This window comes from Pseudarthrobacter sp. MM222, assembly GCF_947090775.1.
In the GTDB taxonomy this organism is placed as follows: domain Bacteria; phylum Actinomycetota; class Actinomycetes; order Actinomycetales; family Micrococcaceae; genus Arthrobacter.
Window position 1 is genome coordinate 3,950,913 of sequence record NZ_OX352321.1, and the last position, 23,166, is coordinate 3,974,078.

Genomic DNA, 23,166 nt, shown 5'->3' on the forward strand with positions numbered 1-23,166 from the left:
CGCTACGCCGGATAGATGGCCACGGCTGCGGCCTTAACCACGAAATAGACGTCCAGCCCGGGCGCCAGGCCGAGATCTGCAGAGGCTGCAGGTGTGACGTCCGCAGACAACTCCCCGGCCCGGACCCGGATCTGGTCCCCGTGCGGCTCCAGATCAGTAACGGTCACCTTGTACGAGTTCCGGGGGCTGCCGTGCGCCTCACTCAGGAACACGGACACGGCCGACGGCGGGAAGGCCGCCACGCCGGCCTGTCCGGCAACGAGCGGGGCATCGTGCAGGCCTGCGAACTCGAGGCCCCCGGGGGAACGAATTCCTGTCGGCGTCACCGTTCCGGAGACCAGGTTCAGCCCGGCCAGTCCGGCGGCGAAGCTGCTGCGCGGGCGCCGGAGCAGCTCCCGGGTTGGGCCTTGCTCAGTGATCCTGCCCTGCTCCATCACGATCACCCGGTCCGCCAGCATGTAGGCATCCAGCACATCGTGGGTGACGATGATGGCCCGCCTGCCCGCGAGGACCCGCTTGAGCAGCCGACGCAGCAGCGGTGCGGCGTGGATATCCAAGGCAGCCATCGGCTCGTCCAGCAGCAGAACCTCCGGGCTGGCGGCGAGCGCCCGGGCCACCGCCACGCGCTGGGCCTGGCCGCCGGACAGCTCCTCGGGGCGACGTGCGGCCAGCTCGCCGGCGTCGACCTCGGCCAGCCAATGACGGGCGGCGGCACGCGCCTCTATCCTGGGAACGCCCGCACTGCGGGGCCCGAAGGCCACGTTCTCAAGCGCAGTCAGGTGCGGGAACAAGAGGGGCTCCTGTGCCAGCAGGACCGTTCCCCGCCGGTGCGGCGCCGTCCAGGTACCGGTCCGGGCCGACGCCTCCTGCCGGAGGTCGAACAGGATCTTGCCGTCCACCTCGGCCCGGCCGGAATCCGGGCGGAGCAGGCCAGCGATCACCGCGAGCAGGGTGGACTTTCCGGCGCCGTTGGGGCCCAGCACGGCAACTGTCTCCGCCGGGCCCAGGCTCAGCGAGACCTCGAAGCCGCGGGCGGCGACGGCAGCGTCGACGGAGAACGTCACGCAGCCACCCGCTCGCCGGGGGCCGAACTGCGCATACCGGCGGCCGCCGGACGCCGGTAGGAGAGCCCGACGACAATCACCGCGACGGCGACCAGCACCAGGGAGAGCGCGACGGCGGCATCGGCGTCGGTCTCCCGCTGCAGGTAAATCTCCAGCGGGAGGGTCCGCGTGACGCCCTGCAGGCTGCCCGCAAACGTAAGAGTGGCGCCGAACTCGCCCAGGCTCCGGGCAAAGGACAGCACCGCCCCGGAGGCTAAGCCGGGCAGGACCAGCGGCACCGTGACCCGGCGGAGCACCGTGGTGGGGCGCGCCCCGAGGGTCGCGGCCACGGCCTCGTACCGGCTGCCGGCCGAGCGCAAGGCGCCCTCCAAGCTGACCACGAGGAACGGCAGCGCGACAAAGGTCTGGGCGAGCACCACCGCCGTCGTCGAGAACGCGATCTGGACTCCGGCCACTTCCAGGCCCTTGCCCAGGAGCCCCTGCCGGCCGAAGGTGTACAGCAGGGCAATCCCGCCAACAACCGGGGGCAACACGAGCGGCAGGAGGACGAAGGAACGCAGCAGGCGCTGCCCGGGGAAGTCGCCGCGGGCCAGCACGAGGGCCAGTGGTACTCCGAACAGCACGCAGAGCACGGTACTTGCGGCGGCCGTGCGGAGGCTAAGGCCCAGGGCGGTGAGCGACGCGTCCGACGTGATCAGCGGGATGAACTGCGGCCAGTTGACCCTGGCCACCATGGCCGCGAGCGGCAGGAGCACGAACAGGGCCCCGACGCCTGCAATCGCCAGAACCCACCGCGGGATGCCGCTGTACGTTCTAAGCCGTCGCAGATTCACGCGCCGGGGGTGCCGAAACCGGCGTCGCCGAGGACTTTCCGGCCCTCGGGACCGGTGACCTCCGCGATGAACGCCGCCGCCAGGTTCATGTTCTTGCTGGTACGGACCGCGGCGATGGGATAGGTGTTCACGGCCTTGGCCGACTCGGCGAAGGGAACTTCCTTCACCTTGTCCCCGGCCGTCTTGACGTCCGTGACGTAAACCAGCCCGCCATCGGCCTCACCGGATGTGACCTTGCCCAGGACGTCGGTCACGGACGATTCCTCGCTCACCGGCGTCAGGGTGATGCCGGTTTCCTTCTCGACCGTCTTCGTGGCCGCGCCGCACGGAACCTGGCTCGCGCAGATGACAACCTTGACGCCCGGCTTGGCGAGATCCGCAAAGGAGCCAATAGACGCCGGGTTGGCCGGAGGGACGGCAATCGTGAGCACGTTGGTGGCGAAGTCCGTGGGCGCGCTTTCCAGCAGCGAAGCGTCGGAGACCTTGGCCATGTTCTTCGTGTCGGCCGAGGCAAACACGTCTGCCGGTGCGCCCTGGCTGATCTGGGTCGCGAGGTCTGAGGACCCGGCGAAGCTGAACATGATCTTGGTTCCCGGATTCCTGGCCTCGAAATCCCCGGCCAGCCTGGTGAAGGTGGACTTGAGGGAGGCCGCGGCGAAGACCGTGATGGTTCCCGAGAGCTTGGCACTCTCCGACGCGCCGGCAGCGGCGGAAGTTGAGCTGCCCGTCGAAGCGGGGGTACCGGTTGCGCACCCGGCGAGGCCTGCGCCCAGGACGCCCAGGAGTAGGAATGCCGGAATGCTTTTGCAGGGAATTCTCATGCGACGCCCTTGCCCTTCGGTGTTTCGATGATCACTGTGGTGGCCTTGACGACGGCGGTCGCCACCGAGCCCAGCTCCAGGCCCAGGTCCCGCACGGCCTCGCTGCTCATCAGCGACACCACCCGGAAGGGACCGCACTGGAGCTCCACCTGCGCCATCACCTTGTCCGCTGTGATGGCGGTGACGAGCCCGACGAAGCGGTTCCGGGCGGAGCTGCCCACGCGGGCTGGATCATCCGGCAGCTGCGCCTGCTCCCGGGCAAGTTGTGCGAGCTCCAGGCCGTCCACGGCGAGCCGTCCGGCGTCGTCCCTGACAGGCGTCAGGCTTCCGTTCTCGGTCCAGCGCCGGACAGTGTCATCGCTGACGCCCAGGAAGCGGGCCGCTTCGGAAACGCGGATATTAGCCATGGCCTAAGAATAGACCGCATTTGCGGGTCGCTGCACCCACTTACCCGGCATATCCGGCTTTCGGCGCATCGTCCCGTTGGCGTGCACCATAGCCCTCACGCCGCTTCAGCCGTACCATTTTTGGGAGGGGTGGAGCCTCGGTCGCCTAGGAGCGGGCCATGAAGTGGATCAAACCTGACAGCCCGGACTATGACGAGTCCCGGACCCTGTTCAACGCCATGATCGACCGCCGCCCGGCGGTCATCGCCCAGTGCAGCAGCCCGGCCGAGGTGGCCGAGGCGCTGAAATATGCCCGTGCCAACAGCCTGGAAGTAGCCGTCCGGGCCGGCGGTCATTCCGTGGCCGGCATGTCGCTGAACGACGGCGGCCTGGTGGTGGATGTGCGGCCGATGAAGTCCGTCAGGGTGGATCCGGAGGCGCGCACCGCCACGGTGGGAACCGGCCTCACGTGCGGGGAGTTTGACCGCGCCACGCAGGAGCACGGCCTGGCCCTCACCGGCGGCCGGGTTTCGACCACAGGCCTCGCCGGTTTCACCCTCGGCGGCGGGTCCGGTTGGCTGGAGCGCGCCTTTGGTTTCGCCTGCGACGATCTGGTCTCCGTGGACCTGGTCACGGCTGCCGGGGAAGTGGTCACGGCCAGCGCCCGGGAGAACCCCGAGCTGTTCTGGGCCCTGCACGGGGGTGGCGGGAACTTCGGCGTCGCCACATCGTTCACCTTCGGTCTGCACCGGCTCGGACCGATGGTTCACGCGGGACTGCTCATGTGGCCCGGCGACGCGGCCACCGAAGTCAGCCGCGCCTACCGGGAACTTGCCCTCGCTGCTCCCAACGAGGAATCCGCCACCCTGATCTACGGGATCGCCCCCGCGGAATCCTTTGTGCCCCCGAACCTGGCGGGCAAGATGGCGGTGTTCCTGGTCTACGTGTACGCCGGAGACGCCGCGGAGGGTGCGGAACACGCTAAGGCCTACCGGGCGCTGGGCCCCGCCGTGGACCTGGTCGAGGACACGGCCTACGCAGACTTCCAGTGCTCCCTTGATGACCCGCCCGGAAAATACAACTACTGGAGCGCCGACTATCACGACGAACTGTCCGACGCCGCCCTGGACATCATCATCGACTCAGCCCGGAACCTGCCCGGGCCGAGTTCCCAGCAGCTCGTAGCCCATTGGGGCGGGGCGGTCGGAGGCCCGGCCGCGGCGGCTACGCCCTTGCTGAACCGTAGTGCCAGTTGGGTGAGCCACCCGTTCGGCTTGGGCGACACCCCGGAGGGCGGGCAGCAGGCGAAAGCCTGGGTCAAACGGTTCCGCGAGGATATTGCCCCCTATGCAACCGGCGGGGTCTGGCTGAACTTCATCGGCGACGAGGGGCAAGGCCGGATCCGCGCGGCCTACGGCGACGAAAACTACGAGCGGCTGGCGCGGGTGAAACGGGAATTCGATCCGGACAACACCTTCCGCGGCAACCAGAACATCCTGCCCGCCACCTGACGGATCCCCGCCTTGCCCGGGGAGGCAGTGCGGCGCTTGCCCGCGCCTGTGAGACGGTTGGTTGGTAAGCACAGACCACCAGCACGGGGAGACGCAACAACATGGGCAGTCCGGAAAAGACAACCCCTTGGACTGACGGCCTCGGCCGGGCCAGCACCAGGACCGCCCAGGTCCTCCTGCTTGTGGTGCTGGCGGTCGTAGTGGTTTACGCCCTGATCCAGGTGCGGCTGGTCGTAATTCCGGCCCTGCTGGCCCTGATCCTGGCCGCCGCAATCGCGCCGTTCGTGCACTGGCTTCGCCGCAAGGGATGGCCCAGCTCGATCGCGACGACCGCCTCCTTCCTCCTGCTCCTGCTGGCTTTCGGCGGCCTCATCACCGGCATCGTCTTCGCCGTCATGGGCCAGGCCGGCGAGCTGGCCAGCCGGGCCAGCGAGGGCTTCGACCGAGTCTACGGTTTTGTCCGGAACGGTCCCTTCCCGATCGATGACCAGCAGATCCAGCAGGCGCGCGACGCCGTCGTGGACTTCGCGACGAGCAGCACCGTGGGTGCGGGGGCGATTTCCGGCCTCAGTGCGGCGGGCAACTTCATCACCGGCGCCCTGCTCATGGCGGTGATCCTGTTCTTCTTCCTGAAGGACGGCGAGCGCATCTGGGCCTTCGTGTTGCGGGCGTTCAAGGGCCCGAACCTGGTCAAAGCGCGCCGCGTCGGCGAGCGAAGCCTCAACGTGCTCGGCGGCTACGTGCGGGGTACGGCGATCGTGGCGCTGGTGGACTCGTTCTTCATCGGCCTGGCACTCGTTCTGATGGGCGTCCCCCTTGCCCTGCCGCTGGCGGCAATCGTCTTCATCGGCGCATTCATTCCGCTGATCGGCGCCACCCTGGCGGGTGTCCTCGCCGCGCTCGTAGCCCTCGTGGCCAGCGGTCCGGCCAGCGCGCTGATCGTCATCATCGTGGTGATCGTCGTCAACCAGCTGGAGGGGAACTTCCTGCAGCCGGTGGTCATGGGCCAGGCGCTCAATGTGCACGCCCTGGTCATCCTGCTGGCTCTCACCGCCGGCACCATCCTGGCCGGCATCATCGGGGCGATCCTCTCCGTGCCCCTGGTGGCAGTCGCCTGGGCCGCGATCAAGGCCTGGAATTCCGATGACCCCATCACCCCCGCGTCAATTGCCGAGGCCGAGCACGAGACGCGCTTGAACGAAAAAGGCGGCGGCGTTCGCTCCAAGCCGCGGGCCGCGCGGACTTCCGAGGAGCAACTGGAGCAGGAGCACGCCGAGTCGACGGCCGGCGACGCCCGGCACGGCTGAACCGGCCGCGGATTAGACTTCAACCATGGCCGTCTACCTTGACCCGCCGCTCTGGCCTGCCCACGGCACCCATTTCTCGCACCTGATTTCGGACACCTCGCTCGAGGAACTGCACGCCTTCGCGGCGGCGGCGGGCATTCCGGAACGGGCGTTCGACGGCGACCACTACGACGTCGCCGAGGCCCGGTACGACGCCCTCGTGAGGGCCGGCGCGGTCCCGGTGGAGGCGCGGGTCCTGGTGCGCAAACTGATCGCCAGCGGGCTGCGGATTCCCGCCCGGCAGCGCAGCGGTTCACTGAAGCTCCCGCTGCTGACCCGCTGGAACGAGGTGCTCCCGGGCCACGACGCGCTCTTCCTGGACCTTCTGGACCGCTGGGGTGAGGAGCACCGACGCTATCACGGCCGCACGCACCTCCTCGCCGTCCTTGAAGCGCTTGACCTGCTGGCGGAGCCGGCCCGGCCGCCCCGCGCCGTCGTCCTGTCCGCCTGGTTCCACGACGCCATTTACCGCGGCATCGCCGGCCAGGATGAAGAGGAGTCAGCTCGCCTGGCGGAGGACCGGCTCCGCCACGCGGGGCTGTCCGCCGTCGAGGTGGACGAGGTTGCAAGGCTGGTGCGGCTGACGGCAGACCACCGCCCGGAGCCCGGCGACGACGCCGGAGCCCTGCTCAGCGACGCGGACCTGTCCGTGCTCGGCGGGGAACCGGCCGCCTACGCCCGTTACCTGGCGGCCGTCCGGCAGGATTTTGCCCACATCGGTGACGAGGACTTCGCGGCGGGTCGCGCCGCCGTCGTCCGCGGGCTGCTGCAGCTCGACCCGCTCTTCTCCACGAGCCGGGCCAGGGAGCTCTGGCTGGAGGCGGCCCACCGGAACTTGCGCGGCGAGCTCGCCCGAGCGGCAGGCCGCCCGTCACACCCTCGGGCGGAGGTGCTCGGCCAGGCGGTCGAATGATTCCCGCCAGCCGACGCCGTTGCCGTCCCGGTTGTCCAGGGTGTCGAACGGGCCCTGCGTGAACGTCATCCGGGTGCCGCCGTCGATCTCTTCCAGCTGGAAGGTGACCTCGGTTTCGAAGCCGCGGGTACCGTCCGGTTTGTCCCAGGCGTGGGTGAACATCAACAGGTTCGGCGGCTCGATGTCCGTGTGGACGCCGCTCCACCAGTGCTCCTGTCCAGTGTTGCTCTGGATCATGCAGGCGCGGTAGAAGCCGCCGATCTCCAGATCAGTGTCAATGCTCTCTCGCGGGGTGTGGAAGCCGCGCGGCCCCCACCAGGCCGGAGCCTGGTCCGGATCCGTCAAGGCCGACCACACTTTGTCGATCGGAACCTGGAATTCGCGGCTGATGACGAGCATGAGGTCATCCGTCATCACCCCCGGACGCTGTTCCTGGTGCGCAGGGCTGGCGGCATCAGAGCTGGCCTGTTCAGACATTGCGGTCTTCCTCCTTGTCGGCCTAGCGGTAGGCCTTGCTGTACGCGGTTACGAAGGGCCTGTCGCTCGGGACGATCTGTTTGCCCAGTGGCATCAGCGACACCGGGATGAGCTTGAGGTTGGCGATGGCCAACGGGATACCGATGATGGTGATGGCCATGGCGAAGGCCGTCACCACGTGCCCGATGGCGATCCAGATGCCCGCCACGAGGAGCCAGACCACGTTGCCGAGCAGCGAGAACACGCCCGTTCCGCCGGGCCGGTCCACCACCGTGCGGCCGAACGGCCAGAGCGCATACGAGGCGATCCGAAAGGAGGCAAGCCCCCAGGGAATGGTGATGATGAGCAGGCAGCAGACGATCCCGGCCACGAAATATCCGATCGCGAGCCAAAGCCCGCCAAAGAGCAGCCAGATGATGTTCAGCAGTGTCTTCATGGCTCCATTCTCTCCCGTCCGGAGCCAATCCGGCCTAGGGGTTGGCCCTGAACAATCCCTGAGTTGCTCCCCAAGACGCCGCCTGGGTCCGGCGAGCTTTGCGAACGCAGGGATCGGCACAATACTGGGATCATGCCTGCACTCCTGAAGCTTGCCCTGATCATCGCCCTCGTCCTGCTGGTGGTGGGATTTGTGGTGGAGGCAGTGCAGTTCCTGCTCTACATCGGCCTGCTGATCCTGGTAGGCGCCGGCGTCCTGTTCTTCCTGCGCCGTTCGCGCTCGTTGCGCTGACAGCGCTGCTGACGAAATTGGGGGCGAACCGATGAACGTGGGGGACATTCTCGGCCCCATCCTCGAGGTCATGACGTGGGTGGGGTTCGTCGTCGGCCTGCCGCTTCTTGCCTGGGGCTGGATCTCCCTGCGGCGCCGGTGCGAGTGGGCCGAGACCACCGGGAAGGTGATCAGTGCCGGCGGGTTCACCGGTTACCGCTGGACCGACCGCGACGACGCCGACCACCGGTCCCTGCTTCCCGCGACCGAGGCCCACGGGCTGGTGGTCGGGGCCGACGTCGTCCTCTTCTACGACGTGTGCCATCCGTCCCGCTGGGCGGTGGCGCCGCCCAAACGGGACCACGCGGCCTGGATCGTGGGCTCCATTTTCACTGCCGTAGGGGTCCTCGCCACGGTCGGTGGAGTGGTCCTGCTGCTGTTCTGAGCACGTTCCGGGATGCCGGTCAGGCCTGCTTCACCATGGCCGCCTCGACGTTGATTTTCACCTTGTCGCTGACCAGCAGGCCACCGGCCTCGAGCGCGGCATTCCAGGTCAGCCCGAATTCCTTGCGGCTGATCTCCGCCTCTGCACTGAAGCCCGCGCGGGTGGCGCCGAAAGGATCCACGGCAACGCCGGTGAATTCCACCTCGAGGTCTACGGGTTTGGTGATGCCGCGGATGGTCAGGTCGCCGGTCAGGACGTAGTCCTCGCCGTCGCCCCGGATGGACTTGGCCCGGAATTTCATCTCCGGATAGTTCTCGACGTCGAAGAAGTCCGGGCCGCGGACATGGCCGTCCCGGTTGGCGTCGCCGGAGTCAAAGCTTGCGGTCTTGACACTCGCGTGCAGGCTGGAGTCCGCCAGGGAATCCCCCACGCGGGCCTCGGCGGAGGCCTCGTTGAAGCGGCCACGGACCTTGCTTATGCCTGCATGGCGGACGCTGAATCCGATTTCGCTGTGCGAGGTGTCCAGCGTCCAGACGCCGGGGGTCAAACCTTCGGGCAGAGTCACAACGGTCTCCTTCGAGAGGGTGGCGGATGAGACCCGCCGGTCATCGGGGTGCTCCCCTAATGAGCATGCTAACGACGTGGCCGATCCCCGGCTAGCACCTTCCGGAGGAACGCCAGAGGTACCTGTCCCGTGCTTCTCGGAACCACGTGACGTGCCATCTGGTTTGGAACCCGGCGCAACGTTAGTCTGGCCTGAAAAATCACCTGGTATTACTAGAAGCCGATTCATCAAATTCTGCGAGGCATCATGGGCCTCGACGTCGGGCGGGGGGGCGACGGCATGGCTGGTGACGGCTATTCCGGCGACGGCTACGCGGGCACCCAGATGCTGATCCAGTCCAGGATGAGGTGGCCCTGCGTTGTGGGGGCCGGACAGTTCGGCAGGCAGGACTCGGTCTGCAGGATCAGGTGCATAGGGTTGGACGGCACGCCGGTGGTGCTGACACCAATGGACACGCCGTCGACGAAGAACTCGACCTGGCCGGGACTCCATTCCGTCGTGGCCACGTGCCAATCCTTGGAGAACTTATCCGTGAAGAATTGTTCAAAACGTTTCGGGTCCAAAGACATGAAATGAGCCGCCGCGGTGAGGGTGGCGCCGAGATCCCCCTCGGGAAAGTCGATCTCACCGTCCCGTGGCCAGATGCCGCTGTCCGGCCACAGGAGCCACGCCGTCTTGAATCCCGGCATCGAGTCAGCCCGGTAGCGGACCGAGTATCGCCCGTAGAGGAGGCTGTTATCACGCGGCGGGTTCTTGGCGGCGTTGGGAATCCTGGGTGCCGGCGCCGCCCCCATGGAGATGCCGTTTTCCGAGTGCAGGAACCAGTCCAGCATTCCGTTTTGTACGCTGAGCACTTTGGTCGGATAGTAGCCAGACTTGCCACCGCTAACCTGGCCTGCCGTATCCGGCGTCCCGTCCTTGTAGCCCGCACTCCACCGCTCCCGGTACAAGGGGCCCGGGAAGGCGCCAAGCGGGACGTCGCCGGCGGTGAAATCCTCCATGAAGACGTGTTTCCACCCGGGCAGATCACCCACCGGGTTCACATCAGTGGTTCGGGTCGGATTGGGAGACGGAACACGCGACCGGGGGGCCGCCGGGGTCAGGGGCGGGAGGGTGGCCGCAGTTGTACCGGGAGGTGAGGCGGACGCAACGCCGAACGGCCGCTCCGCCCGGGGAGTCGGATTGGTTCCGCAACCCAGGAGAACCAGGACCACGGCAGGGACAAGCATGAACCGTGGGTTATAGAGGCGAGTTCGTTCAGCGCCCCCTTGAGGGGATGTCCGCATTCGGTCAGTGTCGCACGTACCGAGCCGGGCAATCAACAGATTTTGCCGGGCCCCGCTCGCCCCCAGGAGCAGGGCGGAATTCCGCGGATTTCGGAAACTCAAAGCTTCAAGTTAACCCAAGGTTTACGAAAGGTCCCGGGACCAGTATTTATTAGGGGAAAATATACCTAAATGCCCACAATCAAGCAGCCTAACTGGCTGTGCTTACCGGTTCGCGCTCGGGGCAAGCTGTGGTTGGGGCAGCAGACTACGTCATTGAGTGGTGAGGCTGATGTCCATCCCAAATCTCAAACCAAATTTGCGCCCCCAAACGACTCCTTCGCAGTCTGGCCCGTCAGTGAGCGTGGTCATCCCCACCCTCAACGAAGCCATGAACCTGCCGTGGGTGCTCCGCCGGATGCCAGCATATGTGGACGAAGTTGTAATCGTCGACGGCCGTTCCCTGGACAGCACGGTCGACGTCGCCCGGGCCTTGCGCCTGGACGTCGTCGTTGTTGCAGAGCCGCGTCCCGGCAAAGGTAACGCCGTGCGGGCCGGTTTTGCAGCCGCCTCCGGCGACATCATCGTCATGCTCGACGGCGACGGCAGCATGGACCCGCAGGAAATCGGCTGGCTCGTCACCCCGCTCCAGCACGAATACGATTTTGTGAAGGGCTCGCGCTACGTCACCGGCGGCGGTTCGGATGACCTGACCAGGCTGCGGAACACCGGAAACCGGATGCTGACATGGCTGGCCAACGCTGTCCTAAGCAGCGACTATTCCGACCTTTGCTACGGATACATCGCGCTGCGGCGCGAATGCGTGGAGATCCTGGAGTTGCAGTCCGACGGCTTTGAAATCGAGACGGAGCTGATTGTCCGGGCCTCGAGGGCGGGCCTACGGATAGCCGAAGTCCCGAGCCATGAGCTGTGCCGCATTTCCGGGAAGTCCAACCTCCACACGTTCCGGGATGGTTGGCGGGTGCTTCGGACCCTCGCCAGGGAGCGTATCGCGTGGGAGGCCCCCACCGCCGGCGCCCGACCCGAAGCCCTGCGACGGGTCAAATACAAGTATCCGAGCGTCATGTTTCCGCACATTCCCACGGATCCCCAGAGCGTTCTGGGATTGCGTCCGGGAGCCTGAGATGTCCCCCACCGCAGGATTCCCGACCATTTCCGTTGTTATCTGCTCCTACACAGAGGAGCGTTGGGACAGGCTGATGGGCGCTCTGGACTCGGTCCGGGCCCAGACGCATCCCCCGCAGCAGACGATCGTCGTCGTCGACTACAACATGGATCTTTACAAGCGCCTTATCTTCACGGTCCCCGACGTGGTGATCGTTGAAAACAGCGGGCCCAAGGGTCTCTCGGGCGCCCGCAACACCGGGGCCGGGGTCGCGAAGGCGAAGGTGGTGGCCTTCCTCGACGATGACGCCGAGGCCGCACCGGACTGGCTCGAACGCCTCGCCGCGATGTACGACGATCCTGACGTCCTCGCGGTCGGAGGACGCGTCGAGCCGCGCTGGGAGGCCAGCCGGCCAAGGTACTTCGCCGAGGAGGTGGATTGGATCGTCGGCTGCACTTACCGGGGCATGCCGAAGGTCGCCGCAGAGGTCCGCAACGTGATCGGCGCGAACATGTCTTTCCGCGCCGAAGTCCTGGACCGGGTCGGCGGGTTCAACCCGTCGCTGGGCCGCCAGGACGGACTTCCGCTCGGCTGCGAGGAGACGGAACTCTGCATCCGGGCCGTGATGGGCGCCCCCGGGTCCCGGGTCGTCTACGAACCTGCAGCCCTGGTGCACCACCACGTTCCCGCCGAGCGCGGCACCTGGCGCTACATGCTGGCACGCTCCTGGTCTGAGGGCCTGTCGAAGGCCCAGGTCAGCCGGATCGTGGGCCACAAGCGTGCGCTGGGCCCGGAGCGGCGCTACGTCCGGCAGGTGCTGCCGCGGGCAGTCTTTGCCGGGATCCGCGGCTGGATCCGGGGTAATGACCCCGCAGGCCTGAGCCGTGCGGGCGCGATCCTCACCGTGCTTGCAGCCACCGCAACCGGCTATCTACGTGGCCGCCGGCTGCCTGCCGGTTCCCTGCAAGCGGAAACAGCGGTGCTGCCGCAGGACGAACTGTGGAGGGAAGTCCAATGAAGCTGAGGCACGAGCCCCGGGCTCCGAAGATTGCCGCTCCGGCAGTCATGACGTCAGGAAGTTTCCGCCATGAGTCAGTCTGAACGTGACGTCGTCCAGTCCGGCGCCGCCAGCGGTGCCGGCTTCGACATTCATGGTGTGGTCGGAATTGATGTCGCACCGGGTACGCCCGGTGAGTCGCAATTGCGGGACATGCTTGCCCCCTTTCTCGGGAAATCCGTGGCCTCCCGGTGGATCTCCGTCAGCGAAGAGATATTGCCGGTTTCCGGTCAGTCCCATGCGGAAGACGCCTATCGATTCACTGAGAATTCGCTCTATCTCCCCGCGGACCGCGTCCAGATCATTGAAACGGCGGAGGGATACCAGATTCGGGGCAGCGGTGAACTGCTGACCGCCGTGATCCCGTTGCTGGACAGGCTCTGCGTCCAGGAAGAGACTGCGATGATTCACGCCGCAGTCGTCGATTTCCGTGGTTCCGGCGTTTTGCTCCCGGCTTGGGGGGAGTAGGCAAGACCAGTACCGTGGCAAAACTCGTTGCCATGCCGGAAGTGCGCTTCATGGCGGACGACTGGGCTTTCCTCGGAGGCGGCGGCATGCTCATGGGTTACGCCAAGCCGATGTTCATCAAACCCCATCACCGGGCCATCTATCCTCAGCTGTTCCAGGGAACCCGTAAGCCTCTTGCCCCCGGGTGGCTCACGACTCCGGTGGCCCACCTCGCCACCGCTGTCCACCCGGTGATTGTGCGTTACCCGAAGACGGCCGCCTTCACCAGACGCTGGTCTCCGGAGCACCGGATGGTGCACCCGGAACAGGTCTTCGGCGCACACCGGATTTCATCGGCGGCACCGGCCCAGCTCGCCATCTTCCTGGAGCGCTACGACGGCGCCAAAGCACGCCTAGAACCCCGCAGTCCAGACTGGATGACGTCCCGGATTGTCGGCAACTTCCATTCCGAGCTCCCCATGGTCTCCCGCCGTCTCGTCGAAGCGCTGGGTGCGTCCGGTCTGGTTCCGCTAGCGGAACACTTCGGCGAAAAGGCCGCCGTCGTGCGGCGGGCCCTCGAAGACGTGCCGTGCTCGCTGCTCCGTCTCCCTGTCTCCTGGTCCGCGGACCAGGCTTCAGACTTTGTCGCGAACCTGGTGCGCTCGAAGCTCGACGGGTGAGGTGAGCGGACGTGCCCCAACTCGAGGTGTCGGTGATTGTTCCGGCCCGAAACGCCGCAGCCTGGCTGCGCGAGTGCCTGGAGTCCATCACCGGACAGGGTCCCCGCGAGGTGATCGTGGTCGATGGCTGTTCAACCGACGACACTGTCGCCATTGCTCGTTCCTTCGGCGCGCACATTATCTCCGACGAAGGCCGGGGACTGCCTGCAGCCCGCATGCTCGGAGTCCAGAGCGCCCAGTGCGACGTCGTCTCCCTGATCGACGCCGACGTCGTCCTGCCGCCCGGCAGCCTGGAGAAGCTCCTGGGCGAATTCGAGACGGGCGGCTTCGACGGGCTGCAGTTCGGGTTGGCCAGCGAGGCGGACGGGCCCGGCTACTGGGGATCGGCCCTGGCCTGGCACCACAACCACAGCCGGGTGCGTTCCTGGTTCGGCGTCTGCGCCACGCTCATCCGCCGCGACCTGTTGCTGTCCGTCGGCTTCGATGACTCCTTCGTTTCCGGCGAAGACGTTGAGCTGCGGATCCGCCTGGAGAAGGCCGGCTACCGGCTTGGCGTGTCCCCCACCACCGTGGTGCGGCACCGGTTTGCCGACAGCTTTGCCGGCGCACGCGACCAATGGGAGCAGGACGGCGCCGGAATGGCTCGGACGATCCGCAAACATCCCGCGCGGGCCGGGTGGATGGTCGTGCTGCCCCTGCTGGCCACCGTCCGCGGCGTTGCGATGTCACTATTCCGGGCACCCCGCTTCCTGGCTTACTGGCCCGGATTCCTCCTCTTCAACTACCGCTCCATGATCGGCGAGATCCTTCGCCCCGCAGGCCAACCGCTCTCCCTGGGCGAAAACGCTGCGTGGCTGGCTGCGGCAAGGGTGGCCCCGATGGTCACCGGTTTCCTCTTCTGGGCGCTGGTGGCCCTGGTACTGCCCCCCACCCAAACCGGTTTGGGGTCCGTGGTGATATCGGCCGCGCTCCTCACGGTTCAATTGGGCATGTTCGGCGTGGGACCCGCCACGCTGACGCTTTTGCCCGGGGAAGCCGACGGCGGCCGCCGCCTCATCGCTACCAGCCTGCTCACCGTGGGGACCTTTTCACTCGCCGTAGCCGTCGGGCTCGCCGCGATCACTAACTCCTTCCAGTCGGGCGTCGGGGAGGCATGGAACAATCCCCTGGTCACGGTGCTGTTCCTCATCACTGCCGTCTTCGCCGCCGTCGCCTATCAGCTGGACCACGTCGGGTTGGCCCAGGAACGGGCGGACCGCGCCCTCATCCGCAGCATCATCCAGAGCATCGTCCAGCTCGCCGTCGTTGCCCTCGCTTTCCTCCTGGGAATCCACGAATTGTCCGTCGTGGTGGCCGCGGTCGCTGCCGGCGCCATTGCCAGCGTGCTGGTGGGGCTGCGGCAGCTCCGCCGCGCCCGGGTCTCCCCGGATTGGCGGCATGGACTGCGGCCGGGGCACGCCCTGAAGCTCTTGAAGCCCGGACTGCCTAACCACGCCCTGATGCTCGCTGACCGCGCTCCCGGCTACCTGCTCCCCCTCATCGTCGCCGCGACTCTCGGCCCCGCAGCGACAGCCGCCTGGTACATCGTCTGGATGATGGCCTCGGCTGTGTTCTTCGTGCCCCAGTCCGCCGGGTTCTCGCTCCAGACCGCCCTGGCCGGAACGCGTTCGCGGCCCGGGCTCGTCGCGTCTGCCATCCGCATCAGCCTCCTGCTTACGCTCGTGACCGGCGGGCTTCTCGTCTTTGTCGGGCCCTGGCTGCTCCGATTCCTGGGTCCGGACTATGCCTCCGCGTGGGTGCTGATACCCATTCTCGTGCCGGCGCTACTCCTGAGCTGCATCACTCAGGTCTACTACGGGCTGTGCCGGGCGCAAGGGCGCCTCGTTGAATCCACGGCCGTCGCCGTAGTGGCCGCGGCCCTGGTCCTGGGGCCGGCTCCGGCAGTTGCCCATTCGTTCGGCCTTACGGGCGTCTCCATGCTGTGGTCCCTGGCGCAATGCGCGGTGGCCCTGATCGCCAGCTGGCGCCTAATAGCACTGACCCATACCAAGGCGTCCTCCCCGGCCGTCCAACTTCCTTCGTCGGCGAGCCAGGAGCCGACCGGGATGGAGACACCATGACAAACGATTCAGCCACCACCGCACGCGTCACCTCGGGGCGCGGCCTGAAGGACATTGTTCGGAGTTCCGGAGGCGAACCGCCTCCCCGCAGCGGAGCCGGGGCGATGCCGGTGTGGATGGGCGGCGCTCTCGCAGCCCTCGCCGGGCTGGCCCTCATTCTCGCGATCTGGGGCACACTCAGTGTCGATCCCCGGCAGATCGGCGGTTCCGGTCTCATTGGCGCCCTGCCGCCCGTCTATTTCGTGGCTCTTGCCCTGAGCCTGGTCGGATTCGTTGCCTCGCTGAGCCTGCCGCGGTTCAATACAGCTCTTCAGATCTGGCAGATACTGGTCACGGTTTTCATCATCCATGGCGCCGATCCCATCATTCACGGACTCCCCCGGCTCGAGGCCAGCTACCGGCATCTCGGGATCGCCGATAACCTCGCCCAGTCCGGCCAGCTGGATCCGACCTTGGACGCCTACTTCAATTGGCCGGGCTTCTTCGACCTGCTGGGAATGCTTTCGGGCTCGACCGGGGTGAAGGATCTGATGGGCGTGGCGACGTGGGCCCCGCTCGGAGTCAACGTCCTCCTCCTGGCCCCGTTGCTGGCACTGGCGACCCGGCTCACCGCCCATCGACGACATGCCTGGGCCGCCGTCTGGCTCTTCTACTTGACCAGCTGGGTCGGCCAGGACTACCTGGCGCCACAGGCCTACGCCTTCATCCTGCTGATCACCCTCATCGCTTGCATCCTGTCTACCTTTACCGGGTGGGCATGGCACACGGACCGGAACCGGTTTAGCACCGCCCTGGCCCGGATCGTCGGAAAACTGGACGCTCCCGCTCCGCAGCAAGGCCTGATTGGTTTGCCCAGGGGAGACAGTGCCGTCCTGGTCGTGGTTTGTGCGGTATTCCTCCTCGCCATGACCGTTTCCCATCAGCTGACACCGTTTGCGGCTATCCCGATGCTGGCCGCCTTGCTGCTGACGGGCCGGCTGCGGCTGCGCTTCCTGCCCGTCCTGGCCGTCGTGGTGCCGGTGGGGTGGCTGGTGTTTGCGGCGTCGACGTACCTGCAGGGCCATCAGGACCAGCTGTTCGGCTCGTTCGGAGACATCGGCACCAACGCCTTCGGGAGTTTGAGCTCGAGGGTGTCCGGCAGCGACTCGCACCAGTTTGTGGTTTACACCCGCCTGGCCGAGGTGGCTGTGCTGTGGATACTCGCTGCCGTAGGGGCCGTGGTGGGCCACCGACGGCGTGCGCCCTGGCTTACGGCCGCGGTCGGGGCGCTGGCACTGTTCGTCCTCATCCCGATCCAGCCTTACGGGGGCGAGCTGCTGCTGCGGATTTACCTGTTCAGCCTGCCGTTTACAGTGTGCCTGGCAGTGCTGCCGCTGATGTCGGACAAACCTTCCGGCCCCGGGCTGCGGCGTGGCATCGCCCTTCTGGTGCTGGGCGCCGTTCTCTCCGTCACCACCATCGTCACCAGGTACGGCAACGACATCATGGAGAGCTTTAGCACGGACGAAATTGCCCTGGTGAACCGGCTCTACGAGGCCGCGCCCCCTGGGTCCAAGCTGATCGAGGCGGTCCGCAACACCCCCTGGAAGTTCCAGCATTACTCCGGCTACGACTACCGGTCGCTGGTCCCGGCAGAACCGAGGCCTGGTGCCAGCCCGCTGACATGTGATGCCGCCAACCAGATAGCAGCCCGTTCCGGGGCCTACCTGATCGTTACAGTGAGCCAGCTTCACGCCGCAGATCTTCGCGGATCAACACCTGCCGGGGACCTTCGGAACTTTGTCGCCACGTGCGGCACCAACCCCGGCTGGACCAGAATCGCCGAGAATGACGACGGCGTGGTCTTCCGCATTGAAGGAGCAAAAAATGGCAATTGAACGCCGCTACCTAAGCTACGCGACGGCAGCTATCGCCATAGCCGCCGTGCCGCTGTCATTTTTCGGGCCCGAAGGCCTCCGCCTGGCCGTCATCGGGCTGCTGATGCTCGCCGGCCCGGGAACGGCTCTGGTTCTGCTGCTCCGGTTCGGCCCCCCTCCCACCGCGCAGAGCGGTGGAACGGTCCCGCTCGCTATCGCCGTCGCAATTGCCTTCAGCCTCGCGATGTCGACGCTCGTTTCGACAGCAATGATCTACGCACGCCTCTGGTCACCTCCGGTCGGCGTTTGCATATTGTCCCTTGTCACGCTTGGCCTGCTGGCACTTGAGGTCAAGCGCTCGAGTGGCTCCTTGGCAGGTGCGCGGTGATGGTTTTCCTCACCGGGCTGGCTGTCGTCACCTCGCTCGTGACCTGCGATGTCTTGCGGGTACTGAACCCCGAAAAGCCGCTCCCACGGGCCGCGGTATATACGACGGCGGCTCTACTTTCGGTAGTCGGCGTCGCGGTTATAGCGCAACTAATGCGCCTTGTGTAAGCGGCGCCAGACTGCCCTGCCGCTGGGCGAGTCCGTATTAGCCGGACTACTGAAGTAATTTCCAACAATTTCTGAGGTAAATCAATGAGAACACTAAAAGCGCTCGGCTCCGCGGGCACCTTAGGGCTGCTCGTCGCCGGCTCCCTTGTTTTCGGTTCCGCCCAAACGGCTACGGCTGCGACCTGCAGTCCCGCACCGTCAAACACCTACTCGGGGACGACCACCCGTATTGCTACCAGCTTTGAGATCACCGGCTTTTGCGGCCTCATACCCAAGGTGGGGGGAACCGGAACGGGCAAAGGTACCGTGACCATTCAGACCTCGCAGAGGAGAACCGGCACCCACTCAGCCAAGCTGCACGTAACGGACACAGCCGGCTCCCTCGCGAACCTTTCCACGCCTGCTTTTCCGTCCGGCACCAAAACGGCTTACGCCGACGGCTGGTTCAACATCACCACAGCGGGCGTCGCCGGCAACAACGTCCCGTACTTCCGCTTCTTCTCCGGTTCCACCCGGATCGCCGACGTTTACCGGTACAACAGCAACGGGCAGATGTGGCTGCGCGTCACTTCCCCCTCCGGGTCGTTTGTTTACACAAAGCTGACTGCCGGGAGTGTCACCATGAACGCCTGGCATCACGTCGTGATGCGGGTCACGCCAAGCGGCTCCAAGTCAACGATCCAGGTGTGGCTTGATGGGGCGTTGAAATACTCCAGCAGCGCGGTCAACATGAACGCGACCAGCCTGAGCAAAGTCCAGATGGGCGCCGAGCACAGCCGGCAGAAGGGCGACGAATACATCGATGACGTCCTCATCACCACCCGCGCCTCATAGGCGCACCAGGCAGCCGACCAGGGGCCTGGACGCTGCGCCGGAACACCGGTGAGGCCAGTGCTTATGACAAGCGGCCGGAGCCCTGCGCTGACTTGGCGGCGTTCACGAAATCGCGGATCTTGGCCAGGTCCTTAACGCCCCTGGTTGACTCGACCCCGGAGGACACGTCAACGCCCCACGCCCCGGCTTGCCCCGCGGCGTCCGCAACGTTGGCGGAATCCAACCCACCGGCCAGCAACCAGTCCCGGCCCGACAGCCCCTTGGCCCGGACCGACGCGTAGTCCCACGCCTCGCCTGATCCGGGTACGGCGGCGTCGATCAACAGCAGTTCCTCGCCCCAACTGTCGAAGGCCTCCTTCCCGGCTTCCATGGTCACGGCGCGGATCACTTTCAGGCCGGCGTCGTGGACAGTGCACACATCCGCGGGGGTGCGGTCGCCATGCAACTGGACCCAGGCCAGCCCGGCAGCGCGGGCCAGCGCGACGGCGTCCACTGCCGGCTCATGCCGGAAGACGCCGACGGCGGCAACGCCGTCGGGAACGTGGGCCAGGAGCTCCCGGGCCCGGGCCGGGGGCACTTCACGCGGGCTGGGCGTCAGGACGAAACCGACGGCGTCGGCGCCGGCCGCGACCGCGGCCAGCACGGACTCGGGGGTACTGAGCCCGCACACTTTGACAAACATTCGGCTCCTTCTGCAGCGCTCCTGACGTCGACGTTAGCAAGTTGCTGCCGAGCGTGCGGACGTTATGTCCCCTGGCAGCCCGGCACGGCCTTCCGCGACGTCCGGATAGGCTGGGCCGATGGACATTATCCGCTATGCCACGCTCAAAGCCCACCCCTGGCGCAACGGCGGCGGGGTGACCCGCGAGGTTGCCAGCGGCTACTCGCCCGGGGCAGAGGCTAGCACAACCCCCGCCGGCACGGCGCAGGATCCCGATTGGGACTGGCGGGTCAGCATCGCCGAGGTCTCCAAAGCCGGCGCCTTCTCCGCATTTCCCGGCATGGACCGCGTGCTGACCGTGCTCGAGGGCGAGCTGCTGCTGCTGAGCGTCGACGGCGTCGAACATCCGCTGGAGAAATACCGCCCCTTCCGGTTCTCCGGGGATGCCGACTCGGCCGGCGCCCTGCCCACCGGTGACATCCGCGACCTCAACGTGATCACCCGCAGGGGCGTTTTCAAGGGGTACACCTCGATCATCGAGCTTTCCAAGAAGCGGGCCCATCCCGTGTTCGCAGGCCAGCTCGGCATCCTGCTGCAGGGCCAGGCAACGGTCGGCGCCGGCACTGCGGGTTCGGAGCCCGGCACGGCGCCAGCGGTCGGGACCGCCGCCGCCACGGCGCCAGCTGCCGTCGCCGAGCCCGTGACGCTTGACCGCTACGACGCGGTCGTCGGCTCCGACACTGCCTCACCGGAAATCCTGGGCCGTGGCTTCCTGGCCGTGGTGTCCATCGACAGGATGGACGGCGAGCCCTGATCCGTCTGGGATAAACTGGACCCAAGGCCTCACCTCCCCGCGGCCTCCGGACGACGGTTCAGTACCCGGCACACGACAAGACTGGCCACAGGAGCCAACATGTCGTGGTTAATTCTCATCCTTTCCGGGGCGCTGGAGGCCGTCTGGGCCGCCGCCCTGCACCGCACCTCGCAGGCGACGGGCCGACGCCAGCTGGCCCCGGCCCTGGTCTTCTTGATCTCCGTCCTCGCCAGCACCGGAGGCCTGGCCATCGCCATGCAGTCCATCCCGACCGGAACGGCCTATGCCGTGTGGGTGGGGGTCGGCGTCGTGCTGACGTCCGGCTACGCGATCGTCACCAAGGTGGAACGCGCGACGGCGGCCCGGATCCTGCTGCTCGGCGGGATCGCAGCCTGTGTGGCCGGCCTGAAAGTGGTGGCGTGACCATGTCCAGGCCGTCCGCCGTTCCATGGACCATCCTGCTGGCCTCAGCTGTGCTGGAAGCAGTCTGGGCCACCGCACTGGGGCTTTCCGACGGCTTCACCCGGCCGCTGCCCACCATGGTGTTCGCCGTCACCGCCGCCCTCAGCATGGTGGGGCTGGGCATGGCCGTGAAACGCATCCCGCTCGGCACCGCCTACGCGGTTTGGGTGGGGATCGGTGCGGCCCTGACGGTCGGCTGGGCGATGGCGACCGGCGTCGAACCGGCCAGTCCGCTGAAACTGCTCTTCATCGCGGGGATCGTCGGCTGCGCTGCCGGGCTGAAACTGCTGCCGGCCGGGAATGCGGAGACGCCGCGGCCGGCATCAGGCGCCGAGCCTCCCCGGGTTTGAGCCACTACGGCGGCGCGTCCCACGGGGCGCGCCGTCGTACAGGCCACGCCGCAATCAAAGGTGGGGAGAATCGGCCGGCGAGGCGCGCGACCGGCAGCCGGAATACTCGCGCCCGGGCTGGAGTTCTTGGCAGGGACGACATTTCCCGGCAGCACAGAGGATGGGGATCCAGATGAGCGCAGCAGCATCAGTCCGGCTCGGCGACGGCTTGCAGGTCAGCGCCCTGGGTTTCGGCGGCATGGCCCTGACGCCGGTGTATGGCGCAGTGGATCCCGCCGAGGCCCTGCGGACCCTGCACCATGCTGTGGATGCCGGTGTCAGTTTCATTGACACTGCGGACGTCTACGGCGGCGGCAGCAACGAGGAACTGATCGCCCGGCTGCTCAAGGAGCGCCGGGGGGAGGTCCAGCTCGCCACCAAGTTTGGCCTCGTCGGGACACCGGCAACCGGCTACTCGGACGTCCAGGGCGACCCCGCCTATGTGCGCCAAGCCGTGGACCGCAGCCTGCAACGGCTGGGCACCGACACTATTGACCTGTACTACATGCACCGCCGCGACCTCCGCGTTCCGATTGTGGAAACCGTGGAGGCCATGGCGGAGCTGGTGCAGGCCGGCAAAGTCCGGCATCTTGGCCTGTCCGAGGTGACGGCCGAGGAGCTGCGTGAAGCCAGCAGCGTCCACCCGATCGCCGCCGTCCAGAGCGAATGGTCCATCTGGAGCCGCGACGTGGAACGCAACGTTGTTCCGGCCGCGGCCGACCTCGGGGTCGGCTTCGTGCCCTACGCGCCGCTGGGCCGCGGATTCCTGACCGGCACCGTGGAAGCCTCGACGCTGGGCAGCAACGACTTCCGCCGCAACATCCCGCGCTTTGCCGACGACGCCGCCGGGGCCAACCAGGGTGTGGTGGCCGCCGTGCGGTCCGTCGCTGCGGAGCTTAGCGTTGCTGGGCAGGCTGCAACTCCCGCCCAGGTGGCGCTGGCCTGGCTGCTGGCGAAGGGCCAGCAGCTGGGGCTGCCGGTGGTTCCCATCCCGGGCACGCGCAAGGCGGTCCGGATCGACGAGAACCTGGGCGCCCTGGCGCTCGACTTCACTCCAGCGCAACTCGGCAGGCTCGACGCCGCCGCGGACGCCGTCGTCGGGTCACGCTCCGCGGACCCCAACTGGGTGTCCGAGGGCCGTGAATAGCGCCTCCGTAGACTGAAGCCCATGGACTCGCTCATTCACTCTTTACGGAACATCACCATCCGCCGGATTTCGGTCAGCGAGATGGACAACAACGTTTACCTGCTCACCAGCAAGGCATCCGGCGCGCAGCTGCTGATCGACGCGGCCGATGATCTGGCCGCCATCGAGAAGCTGCTCGCGGACGCCGCCGCGGATACTGCCGCGACGCCGAAGCTGGCGCTGGTTGCCACCACCCATCAGCACTGGGACCACGTCCGTGCCCTGCAAGCCCTGGTGGCGGCCACCGGGGTGAAGACGGCGGCCGGGACGGATGATGCTCCGGAGCTGCCGGTGCCGGTGGATGTGCTGCTGGATCACGGGGACGTCGGCAACTTCGACGGCTTCGACGTGACCGCAGTTCACCTGCGCGGGCATACTCCGGGTTCGATCGCCCTCGTGTACCGGGATCCCGACGGTCCGGCGCACATCTTCTCCGGCGACTCGCTGTTCCCGGGAGGCGTCGGCAACACCCAGAAGGATCCGGAACGGTTCGCCCAGCTCATCACCGATGTGAGCGAGCGGCTGTTCGCGGTCTATCCGGATGACACCGTGGTGCATCCGGGCCACGGCAAGCCGACGACCCTGGGCGCGGAACGCCCGCACTTGGAAGAGTGGCGCGCCCGCGGCTGGTAGGCCGCGCCGCGCTT

27 protein-coding genes and 1 riboswitch are annotated in these 23,166 nt (G+C 66.9%); of the genes, 18 read left to right on the forward strand and 9 right to left on the reverse strand.

Annotation, left to right across the window (positions count from 1 at the left end):
• Positions 1-2 precede the first annotated feature (2 nt).
• From OM977_RS18100 to OM977_RS18115, 4 genes are read right to left on the reverse strand one after another with little or no spacing between them, the layout of a single operon-like run.
• Positions 3-1,064: a sulfate/molybdate ABC transporter ATP-binding protein gene (locus OM977_RS18100; protein ID WP_264355263.1), complete on the reverse strand. Its 1,062-nt coding sequence runs from the start codon at positions 1,062-1,064 to the stop codon at positions 3-5.
• Positions 1,061-1,897, reverse strand: a complete 837-nt coding sequence (locus tag OM977_RS18105) for an ABC transporter permease (protein ID WP_264355264.1) — start codon at positions 1,895-1,897, stop codon at positions 1,061-1,063. Before OM977_RS18105 ends, OM977_RS18100 begins: the two co-directional genes overlap by 4 nt.
• Positions 1,894-2,718, reverse strand: coding sequence for a molybdate ABC transporter substrate-binding protein (gene modA, locus OM977_RS18110; protein ID WP_264355265.1), 825 nt, complete (start codon positions 2,716-2,718; stop codon positions 1,894-1,896). Before modA ends, OM977_RS18105 begins: the two co-directional genes overlap by 4 nt.
• Positions 2,715-3,125 carry a TOBE domain-containing protein gene (locus tag OM977_RS18115; protein ID WP_264355266.1) on the reverse strand — a complete coding sequence of 137 codons (411 nt, stop codon included), beginning with the start codon at positions 3,123-3,125 and terminating at the stop codon, positions 2,715-2,717. Before OM977_RS18115 ends, modA begins: the two co-directional genes overlap by 4 nt.
• A 158-nt stretch (positions 3,126-3,283) precedes the next feature.
• Here OM977_RS18115 and OM977_RS18120 point away from each other — a divergent pair, with 158 nt between their 5' ends.
• From OM977_RS18120 to OM977_RS18130, 3 genes are all read left to right on the forward strand, one after another.
• A complete protein-coding gene (locus OM977_RS18120; protein WP_264355267.1) occupies positions 3,284-4,615 on the forward strand; it encodes an FAD-binding oxidoreductase in 1,332 nt (443 codons plus the stop codon).
• Between the two features lie 101 nt (positions 4,616-4,716).
• Positions 4,717-5,922 (forward strand): AI-2E family transporter, encoded by a 1,206-nt coding sequence (locus OM977_RS18125; protein ID WP_264355268.1) that lies wholly within the window; start codon positions 4,717-4,719, stop codon positions 5,920-5,922.
• Between the two features lie 25 nt (positions 5,923-5,947).
• Positions 5,948-6,874 (forward strand): DUF4031 domain-containing protein, encoded by a 927-nt coding sequence (locus OM977_RS18130; protein ID WP_264355269.1) that lies wholly within the window; start codon positions 5,948-5,950, stop codon positions 6,872-6,874.
• Here the strand turns inward: OM977_RS18130 and OM977_RS18135 are convergent.
• Positions 6,833-7,351: an SRPBCC family protein gene (locus tag OM977_RS18135; protein ID WP_264355270.1), complete on the reverse strand. Its 519-nt coding sequence runs from the start codon at positions 7,349-7,351 to the stop codon at positions 6,833-6,835. The two genes, OM977_RS18130 and OM977_RS18135, sit on opposite strands and share 42 nt — an antisense overlap.
• A gap of 22 nt (positions 7,352-7,373) precedes the next feature.
• On the reverse strand, positions 7,374-7,787 hold the full coding sequence (locus OM977_RS18140) for a YccF domain-containing protein (protein WP_264355271.1): 414 nt from the start codon (positions 7,785-7,787) through the stop codon (positions 7,374-7,376).
• A 132-nt stretch (positions 7,788-7,919) separates the two neighbouring features.
• Here OM977_RS18140 and OM977_RS18145 point away from each other — a divergent pair, with 132 nt between their 5' ends.
• A complete protein-coding gene (locus OM977_RS18145; protein ID WP_264355272.1) occupies positions 7,920-8,078 on the forward strand; it encodes an LPXTG cell wall anchor domain-containing protein in 159 nt (52 codons plus the stop codon).
• Between the two features lie 31 nt (positions 8,079-8,109).
• Positions 8,110-8,502, forward strand: a complete 393-nt coding sequence (locus OM977_RS18150; RefSeq protein ID WP_264355273.1) for a hypothetical protein — start codon at positions 8,110-8,112, stop codon at positions 8,500-8,502.
• A 19-nt stretch (positions 8,503-8,521) separates the two neighbouring features.
• On the opposite strand, the gene OM977_RS18155 is transcribed toward OM977_RS18150, so the two are convergent.
• Positions 8,522-9,067, reverse strand: coding sequence for a YceI family protein (locus OM977_RS18155; protein WP_264355274.1), 546 nt, complete (start codon positions 9,065-9,067; stop codon positions 8,522-8,524).
• Between the two features lie 308 nt (positions 9,068-9,375).
• Positions 9,376-10,068, reverse strand: coding sequence for a glycoside hydrolase family 16 protein (locus OM977_RS18160; protein ID WP_264355275.1), 693 nt, complete (start codon positions 10,066-10,068; stop codon positions 9,376-9,378).
• 622 nt (positions 10,069-10,690) lie between these two features.
• On the opposite strand from OM977_RS18160, the gene OM977_RS18165 reads away from it, so the two are divergent.
• The 8 genes from OM977_RS18165 (at position 10,691) to OM977_RS18200 (ending at position 19,007) form a co-directional block, all read left to right on the forward strand.
• Positions 10,691-11,476, forward strand: a complete 786-nt coding sequence (locus OM977_RS18165; RefSeq protein ID WP_264355276.1) for a glycosyltransferase family 2 protein — start codon at positions 10,691-10,693, stop codon at positions 11,474-11,476.
• A 1-nt stretch (position 11,477) separates the two neighbouring features.
• Entirely contained in the window at positions 11,478-12,476 is a 999-nt protein-coding gene (locus tag OM977_RS18170; RefSeq protein WP_264355277.1) for a glycosyltransferase family 2 protein, read from the forward strand.
• Between the two features lie 69 nt (positions 12,477-12,545).
• Positions 12,546-12,983: a hypothetical protein gene (locus OM977_RS18175; RefSeq protein ID WP_264355278.1), complete on the forward strand. Its 438-nt coding sequence runs from the start codon at positions 12,546-12,548 to the stop codon at positions 12,981-12,983.
• 14 nt (positions 12,984-12,997) lie between these two features.
• Positions 12,998-13,642, forward strand: a complete 645-nt coding sequence (locus OM977_RS18180) for a hypothetical protein (RefSeq protein ID WP_264355279.1) — start codon at positions 12,998-13,000, stop codon at positions 13,640-13,642.
• An 11-nt stretch (positions 13,643-13,653) separates the two neighbouring features.
• Entirely contained in the window at positions 13,654-15,762 is a 2,109-nt protein-coding gene (locus OM977_RS18185) for a glycosyltransferase (RefSeq protein ID WP_264355280.1), read from the forward strand.
• Positions 15,759-17,639, forward strand: a complete 1,881-nt coding sequence (locus OM977_RS18190; protein WP_264355281.1) for a hypothetical protein — start codon at positions 15,759-15,761, stop codon at positions 17,637-17,639. The genes OM977_RS18185 and OM977_RS18190 overlap by 4 nt, the downstream gene beginning before the upstream one ends.
• The gene (locus OM977_RS18195; RefSeq protein ID WP_264355282.1) at positions 17,629-18,006 is read left to right on the forward strand and encodes a hypothetical protein; all 378 of its coding nucleotides are present in this window, start codon (positions 17,629-17,631) and stop codon (positions 18,004-18,006) included. Before OM977_RS18190 ends, OM977_RS18195 begins: the two co-directional genes overlap by 11 nt.
• A 473-nt stretch (positions 18,007-18,479) precedes the next feature.
• Complete coding sequence (locus tag OM977_RS18200; RefSeq protein ID WP_264355283.1) at positions 18,480-19,007, forward strand: LamG domain-containing protein; 528 nt, start codon at positions 18,480-18,482, stop codon at positions 19,005-19,007.
• Positions 19,008-19,068: 61 nt separating this feature from the next.
• On the opposite strand, the gene OM977_RS18205 is transcribed toward OM977_RS18200, so the two are convergent.
• Positions 19,069-19,689 carry a phosphoribosylanthranilate isomerase gene (locus tag OM977_RS18205; RefSeq protein WP_264355284.1) on the reverse strand — a complete coding sequence of 207 codons (621 nt, stop codon included), beginning with the start codon at positions 19,687-19,689 and terminating at the stop codon, positions 19,069-19,071.
• A gap of 118 nt (positions 19,690-19,807) precedes the next feature.
• On the opposite strand from OM977_RS18205, the gene OM977_RS18210 reads away from it, so the two are divergent.
• The 5 genes from OM977_RS18210 to OM977_RS18230 all read left to right on the forward strand — a co-directional run bounded on the left by OM977_RS18210 (position 19,808) and on the right by OM977_RS18230 (position 23,152).
• Complete coding sequence (locus tag OM977_RS18210; RefSeq protein WP_264355285.1) at positions 19,808-20,482, forward strand: HutD/Ves family protein; 675 nt, start codon at positions 19,808-19,810, stop codon at positions 20,480-20,482.
• A 21-nt stretch (positions 20,483-20,503) separates the two neighbouring features.
• Positions 20,504-20,572: riboswitch (guanidine-III (ykkC-III) riboswitch) on the forward strand.
• Between the two features lie 9 nt (positions 20,573-20,581).
• On the forward strand, positions 20,582-20,905 hold the full coding sequence (locus OM977_RS18215; protein WP_264355286.1) for a DMT family transporter: 324 nt from the start codon (positions 20,582-20,584) through the stop codon (positions 20,903-20,905).
• A 2-nt stretch (positions 20,906-20,907) separates the two neighbouring features.
• Entirely contained in the window at positions 20,908-21,294 is a 387-nt protein-coding gene (locus OM977_RS18220) for a DMT family transporter (RefSeq protein WP_264357469.1), read from the forward strand.
• A 172-nt stretch (positions 21,295-21,466) separates the two neighbouring features.
• A complete protein-coding gene (locus tag OM977_RS18225; protein WP_264355287.1) occupies positions 21,467-22,480 on the forward strand; it encodes an aldo/keto reductase in 1,014 nt (337 codons plus the stop codon).
• A gap of 21 nt (positions 22,481-22,501) precedes the next feature.
• On the forward strand, positions 22,502-23,152 hold the full coding sequence (locus OM977_RS18230) for an MBL fold metallo-hydrolase (protein WP_264355288.1): 651 nt from the start codon (positions 22,502-22,504) through the stop codon (positions 23,150-23,152).
• Positions 23,153-23,166: the final 14 nt, after the last annotated feature.